Source organism: Mycobacterium sp. (assembly GCF_050701675.1).
Taxonomy (GTDB): Bacteria; Actinomycetota; Actinomycetes; order Mycobacteriales; family Mycobacteriaceae; genus Mycobacterium.
Genome location: NZ_JBOGDD010000577.1, coordinates 1 through 6,283 on the forward strand (window position 1 = coordinate 1; position 6,283 = coordinate 6,283).

The following is a 6,283-nucleotide window of genomic DNA, read 5'->3' on the forward strand; positions in this document are numbered from 1 at the left end:
CGGTCAGCCAGGGCGGTTCGCCCGACGACATCGCGCCAGGGGTCACGTTCTTCCAGAAGCTCAAGGAGGCAGGCAATTTCCTGCCGGTCGACCCGACGCCGGCCACCATCGAGTCGGGCCAGACGCCGGTGGTCGTCGACTGGGACTACCTGAACGTCGCCGAAACCAAGAAGCTGCCGTCGTGGAAGGTCTTCATCCCGCCGAACGCGGCCCTCGCGGGTTACTACTACCAGGCCATCAACAAGGACGCCCCGCACCCCGCCGCCGCCCGCCTGTGGCAGGAATTCCTGTATGGCGACGAGGGTCAGAACCTGTTCCTGCAAGGCAGCGCACGGCCGGTGCGGGCCGACAGCATGGTGGTCGACGGCACCATCGACCTGGCCGCCTACCGGCTGTTGCCGCCCGTCGACGGTGCGGCCACCTACGTCACCGAGCAGCAGAACGACGCGGCCAAGAAGTACCTGGAGGCCAACTGGGCGAAGGCAGTCGGCTGATCCCGTTGCCGGTCCTCATCCGAAGGCTCCGCGAATCCCTGCCGCTGCTGCCGTTCTTCGCGGTCGTCGCGATCTTCCTCATCGTGCCGACCATCACGGTCGTCGTCAGCGCACTGGTCGAGGACGGCCGGTTCTCGCTGGCGCGCCTCGGTGCGCTGTTCTCCGAGACGGCGCTGACCGCGCTCGGCAGGAGTGTGCTGCTGTCGGGTAGCACCGCGTTCCTCGGCGCCGCGTTCGGCGCGGTGCTGGCCTGGCTGATCGTGACGAGGCCGCCAACGTCGTTGATCCGTCGCTCGGTGTTGTCGCTGTGCAGCGTCCTGGCCCAGTTCGGTGGCGTCGCATTGGCTTTCGCGTTCCTGGCGACGATAGGCCTCAACGGTGTGCTGACATTGTGGGCCCAAGATCATCTCGGCTGGAACCTGGCAGGCTCGGGTTGGCTGTACGGGCTGCCTGGGCTGATCCTGGTGTACACGTACTTTCAGATTCCGCTGATGGTGATCGTCTTCCTGCCCGCGCTCGAGGGCCTGCGGGAGCAATGGCGCGAGGCCGCGGTCAGCCTCGGCGCGTCGACGTGGCAGTACTGGCGTCAAGTCGCCGTCCCGCTGCTGACGCCCGCCTTCCTCGGCTCGGCACTTCTGTTGTTCGCCAACGCGTTTGCGGCCTACGCCACCGCTGCGGCCCTGGTCAGCCAAGGCAGCCCGATCGTGCCGCTGATGATCCGCGCCGCCCTGACCAGCGAGGTGGTGCTGGGGCAGGCCGGCTTCGCGTACGCCCTGGCGCTCGAGATGATCGTCGTCGTGGCGTTGGTGATGGCCGCGTACAGCGTGCTCATCCGTCGGACGGCGAGGTGGCTGCGATGAAGCTGCGCGCGATCAAGGGAGCGCTCTGGGTGGTGTTCGGCCTCTTCTTCCTGTTCCCGCTGTACGCGATGGCGGACTTCTCCACCCGCAATCTGCTCAAGGGTGGCCGGACGTTGCAGGCGTGGACGAACCTCGTCACCGACGACGCGCTCTACCAGTCGATCGTGACCTCGCTGCTGCTCGCGGCGCTGACCGTCGTGGCGATGCTGATCCTGTTGGTGCCCACGATGATCTGGGTGCGACTGCGTACCCCATGGGCCAAGGGTGCGGTCGAGTTCCTGTGCCTGCTGCCGCTCACCATTCCCGCCCTGGTGGTCGTGGTCGGGCTCAAGAACGTCTACCTGTGGGTGACCTATCTGCTTGGGGAATCCGCTCTGACGTTGACGTTCGTCTACGTCGTGCTGGTATTGCCGTTCGCCTACCGGTCGATCGACGCGGCGCTGTCCGCAATCGACCTCGGGACCCTCTCGGAGGCGGCGCGCTCGCTCGGCGCCGGGTGGCCGACGACGATCGTGCGCGTCGTGGTGCCCAACATCGCCTCGGGCATCCTGTCGGCAGCCTTCATCTCCGTTGCCGTCGTGCTCGGTGAGTACACCGTCGCCTCGCTGTCCGGGTTTCAGACGCTTCCGGTTCAGATCGTCGCACTCGGCAAGACCGACGGGCCGACGTCGGTAGCCGCGTCGCTGGCCACGTTACTGTTCGGATTCGTTCTGCTGCTTGCCCTTTCACTATTGACCCGACGGAGGCGTCACGCATGAGCGGTGTCGCGGTAGAGCTGACCGATCTCACCAGGACCTACGGCACGGTCAAGGCGCTGGACGGCTTGAGCCTGCGCATCGAGCCCGGTGAGTTCATCGCGCTGCTCGGCCCGTCCGGGTGTGGCAAGACCACCGCATTGCGGATCCTGGCCGGTCTCGACCAGGCGACGTCGGGCAGCGTGACCGTCGATGGGCGTGATCTCACCACCGTGCCGGCCAACAAGCGCGACATGGGGATGGTGTTCCAGGCCTACAGCCTGTTTCCCCACTTGACGTCGCTGGAGAACGTCGAATTCGGCCTGAAGATGCGCGGCCGGGGCAAGGGTGACCGAGCAGGCCGGGCGGCGGAGATGCTCGACCTGGTCGGGCTTTCCGAGCATGCCCACAAGTACGCCTCCGAGCTGTCGGGTGGCCAGCAGCAGCGGGTGGCCCTGGCCCGCGCGCTGGCGATCCAGCCACGGGTCCTGCTGCTCGACGAACCGCTGTCCGCACTCGACGCGAAGGTGCGCACACAGCTGCGCGACGAGATCCGCCGCGTGCAACTCGAAGTCGGGACGACGACGCTGTTCGTCACCCACGACCAGGAGGAGGCCCTTGCGGTCGCCGACCGGGTCGGGGTGATGAGCAAGGGCCGTCTGGAGCAGCTCGCCGCGCCCGCCGACGTGTACGCGAACCCGGCCACGCCGTTCGTTGCCGAGTTCGTCGGCCTGAACAACCAAGTGCCTGCGTCGGTTTCGTCAGGCAACGCACGCGTCCTCGGTTCGGAACTACCGACACTCAGCGGTTCCATCGCATCGGGGGCGGGCACGGCGATGGTGCGCCCGGAGTCGGTGACCGTCACCGCCGACGACGCGGGCGGCGCCACGATCAAGTCGGTGGCGTTCCTCGGTCCGATCTCGCGGGTGTACGCCGAGCTGTCGGACGGCGCCGTCGTCAGCGCGCAGTTGAGCAGTGCACAGGCGAGGGACTTCACGCCGGGGCAGCGGGTGACCGTGGGGGTGCTGCCCACCTCGGTGTTGGTGGTGCCCGCCGCCAGCTGACCAGCACGTCGCGGGATGAGCGGCGCCGGTCAGCCGGACGCGGTGATCATCGGCAGGAGATATTGGCGCACGTAGGCCCTGGTGTCATCCATGGTGGCGAGTTTGATCCCGGTGTGGGGGGTGACGATGAACGACAGGGTGAGTCGGGTATGTAGCTCCGCGACGGTGCGCAGATGGCGCTCCTGGGCGGGCGTGGTGGCGTTCGTTCCGTAGAGGTCGGTGCGCAGTTGCGCAGCGGAGTACTCCGTGGCGAAGTCGACGATCGCGCCGGCGTCGACGGTGAGGCTGGGCAGGATCGTCTCGGGCTCGGTGCGCAGCAATTTCTTGAGAAGTGCGTGTTCACGCAGGAACGTCACCGCGAATACGGTGCCGTAGACCAGCCGGTCTTCGAGGGTGTCGGCGTGTGAGCGGGCCTTCTCATTGCCGCGGAGGTAGCGCCGCGCTTCGGCGATGACGAGGGCATCGATGAGGGCTTCCTTGGTGGGGAAGCGCCGGTAGAGGGTGGCCCGCCCGACGCCACTGCGTCGGGCAACGTCTTCCATGGTGGTGCGCCGTATTCCGACGAGTTCGGCCTGCTCGAGCGTTGCGCCCAGGATGCGGGCGCTGATCGCGTCTGGTTGGCGCACCAGGGCCAGCACCGCAGGGTCGGGCTCGGCGAGCCGCCGCACGAAGTCCGCCGTTCGGGTCGATGACACCAAATCCCTCCTTGCGTGCGCGGGCCGGTCGTCGTAGCGTGGCAACAGAGTCTGAGACAATGATAGCAATTTTGTCTCGCTCGTCTCATGGTAGTGGGTATCCGTCCGCGCGGGGGGTGTTGTGGATATCGGGTTACGGGCACGGTGGATGGCGCTGCATGGAGTTCCACGGGCGTTCATGGCGGTACGGGCCCGCCGCGGCGACCCGCTGGCGCGGTTGATCGCCAATCACGGACACGCCAACGACCCGTACCCGCTGATGGGCGAGATCAGAGCGCGGGGACCGCTGGTGCGCACCCCGTTCGTATGGGCCAGTGCCAGTCACGATGTGTGTCGAGAGATATTGCGCGACAAGAGGTTCGGTGTCACCGCGCCAGCGGACATGGAATGGCCGGGCCCGGTGCGAACACTGCTGTTGCGAACCGACCCCAAGGTGGCCAACCCGGTGGAACCGCCCGCCATGGTCATCGTGAATCCCCCCGACCACACCCGCTATCGACAGCTGGTGGCGCAGAGTTTCACGCCGCGCGCAATCGACACGCTCGGCGCCCGCGTCGCCGAGGTGACCACGGAGCTGATCGACCGGCTCGCCTCCAGACCGCATCCCGATCTGATCGCCGACTTCGCAACGCGGCTGCCGGTCGCGATGATCGCCGAGATCCTGGGGCTGCCCGCCGACACCCACGACCGACTGCTGGAGTGGGGACATCGTGGCGCGCCGCTGCTGGACATCGGCATCCCCTGGACGACCTTCCGGCAGGCCATCGACGGACTACGAGACTTGGACGGCTTCCTCGGCGAGCACTTTCAGGATCTGCGTGGAGGCAATGCCGACGACAACCCGTTCAGCAAGCTGTCCGCGGACGGCAGCCTCACCGACCACGAACTCAGCGCCAACGCCGCGCTACTCATCGGGGCGGGCTTCGAGACCACGGTGAACCTCATCGGCAACGGCATCGTCCAGCTGCTGGCTCACCCCGAGCAGCTGGCACGCCTGCGCGAGGATCCCGACCTCTGGCCCGCCGCCGTCGAGGAGATCCTGCGGTTCGAAAGCCCGGTCCAGATGACCGCCCGCACCCCACATCGCGACGTCGAGATCGCCGGGCAGCACCTTCGCGCCGGCGAGATGGTCGCGCTACTGCTCGGCGGCGCCAATCGCGACCCGAACGTGTTCACCGACCCCGACGACTTCGACGTCACCAGGGCCAATGCGCGCGACCATCTGGCGTTCGCCTCCGGTGTGCATGCCTGTCTGGGCGCTGCCCTCGCCCGAATCGAAGGCGCCACCGCGCTGCGCGCACTCTTCGAGGCATATCCGGATCTGCGTCTGACCGAACCCCCGCAACGGCGCGGGCTGGTCAACCTCTACGGCTACCCGCGACTGCCGGTGCAACTGCACAGCCGCAGCGTCGCGGTCACCGATCGCCTCAACTGACACCCCGGACACGCATGTCGAACACCATCGCCAATCGGATCGCCGTTGTGGCAGAGCGGATCTCGTCGCTGCTGGGCCTGCGCACGATGCGCTACATCGCACACTTCAACAAGCGAGTCACCAATCCGATCCAGCGGCTGTGGGCCCCTCGTCTGGACCACATGGCCGTCATCGAGCACCGCGGCCGAAGAACCGGCAAGGACTATCGGACTCCGGTCATGGCGTTCGTAGAAGGTGGCGAGTTCGTGGTGGTCCTGAACTACGGCACCGAATCGGACTGGATCCGTAACGTCCTGGCCGCCGGCTCGGCGGGGATCCTTCACCGGGGCCGGCGCTACGCGCTGACCAATCCTCGCGTCGTCCCCGTCGGTTCCCCTGGCCTACCCGCGGCGCCCGGAACCATTCGCCCAACGACTCGCAGCGCCCTTCACGCCACCCTGATCCCCAGCTGAACCCGACGCGGCTCAGACGTCCTTGACGGGATCGATGCCCAGATCGCGGTAGGTGATGAGTGCGGCGAACGGCACGTTGCGGCGTGCGAACCTTCCGGCGGCGACGTCACCCCGGTCGACCATCGGGATGACGCCGCTGACGACGGCTCCCGCCGCGACCGCGCGGTCGAAGGCGATCTCGGTGGAACCGCCGGTGCTGATCACGTCGTCGACAAGCAGGACGCGCGTGCCCTGCTCGAGGCGAGTGCCCTCGATCCACTGTTCGCGGCCGCGCTGTTTCTGTTCCTTGCGGACCGAGAACCAGGCCTTGCCCGTGACCATGGCGATACCGTGCGCGAGCGGGTCGGCGCCCATGGTGAGGCCGCCGACGGCGTCGAACTCGATACCGGTCTGGGCGGCGAGGTCCGCGACGGCCCGGCTGACGATGGTGAGGCGCTCACCGGTGTCGATGGCGTACTTGCCGTCGATGTAGTCGTGACTGAGCTGACCGCTGACCAGCCTGAAGGGTTCCTCGCGGCGCTCGTAGCCGCGGGTGCGGATCAGCTCGAA

8 protein-coding genes are annotated in these 6,283 nt (G+C 67.3%); 6 read left to right on the plus strand and 2 right to left on the minus strand.

From position 1 onward, the window contains the following. The 4 genes from ACRDUX_RS17615 to ACRDUX_RS17630 form a co-directional block, all read left to right on the plus strand. Window positions 1-494: ABC transporter substrate-binding protein (locus ACRDUX_RS17615; RefSeq protein ID WP_526415305.1), on the plus strand; the 494-nt coding region annotated here is incomplete at its 5' end. A gap of 5 nt (window positions 495-499) precedes the next feature. Then, on the plus strand, window positions 500-1,354 hold the full coding sequence (locus tag ACRDUX_RS17620; RefSeq protein WP_526415306.1) for an ABC transporter permease: 855 nt from the start codon (window positions 500-502) through the stop codon (window positions 1,352-1,354). Beyond that, entirely contained in the window at window positions 1,351-2,112 is a 762-nt protein-coding gene (locus tag ACRDUX_RS17625; RefSeq protein WP_526415307.1) for an ABC transporter permease, read from the plus strand. Before ACRDUX_RS17620 ends, ACRDUX_RS17625 begins: the two co-directional genes overlap by 4 nt. Then, on the plus strand, window positions 2,109-3,152 hold the full coding sequence (locus ACRDUX_RS17630; RefSeq protein WP_526415308.1) for an ABC transporter ATP-binding protein: 1,044 nt from the start codon (window positions 2,109-2,111) through the stop codon (window positions 3,150-3,152). Before ACRDUX_RS17625 ends, ACRDUX_RS17630 begins: the two co-directional genes overlap by 4 nt. Before the next feature lie 29 nt (window positions 3,153-3,181). On the opposite strand, the gene ACRDUX_RS17635 is transcribed toward ACRDUX_RS17630, so the two are convergent. Beyond that, window positions 3,182-3,847 (minus strand): TetR/AcrR family transcriptional regulator, encoded by a 666-nt coding sequence (locus ACRDUX_RS17635; protein ID WP_526415309.1) that lies wholly within the window; start codon window positions 3,845-3,847, stop codon window positions 3,182-3,184. A 178-nt stretch (window positions 3,848-4,025) separates the two neighbouring features. Here ACRDUX_RS17635 and ACRDUX_RS17640 point away from each other — a divergent pair, with 178 nt between their 5' ends. Beyond that, on the plus strand, window positions 4,026-5,282 hold the full coding sequence (locus ACRDUX_RS17640) for a cytochrome P450 (RefSeq protein WP_526415310.1): 1,257 nt from the start codon (window positions 4,026-4,028) through the stop codon (window positions 5,280-5,282). A 14-nt stretch (window positions 5,283-5,296) separates the two neighbouring features. After that, a complete protein-coding gene (locus ACRDUX_RS17645) occupies window positions 5,297-5,734 on the plus strand; it encodes a nitroreductase family deazaflavin-dependent oxidoreductase (protein ID WP_526415311.1) in 438 nt (145 codons plus the stop codon). Window positions 5,735-5,746: 12 nt separating this feature from the next. Here ACRDUX_RS17645 and ACRDUX_RS17650 read toward each other — a convergent pair. Further along, on the minus strand, window positions 5,747-6,283 hold a 537-nt coding region (locus ACRDUX_RS17650), incomplete at its 5' end, for an orotate phosphoribosyltransferase (RefSeq protein ID WP_526415312.1).

Excerpts from the sequence above, each read along its gene's own strand:
- ACRDUX_RS17640 (WP_526415310.1), top strand. The coding sequence starts at position 4,026 with ATGGCGGTACGGGCCCGCCGCGGCGACCCGCTGGCGCGGTTGATCGCC.
- ACRDUX_RS17645 (WP_526415311.1), top strand. The coding sequence starts at position 5,297 with ATGTCGAACACCATCGCCAATCGGATCGCCGTTGTGGCAGAGCGGATC.
- ACRDUX_RS17630 (WP_526415308.1), top strand. The coding sequence starts at position 2,109 with ATGAGCGGTGTCGCGGTAGAGCTGACCGATCTCACCAGGACCTACGGC.
- ACRDUX_RS17625 (WP_526415307.1), top strand. The coding sequence starts at position 1,351 with ATGAAGCTGCGCGCGATCAAGGGAGCGCTCTGGGTGGTGTTCGGCCTC.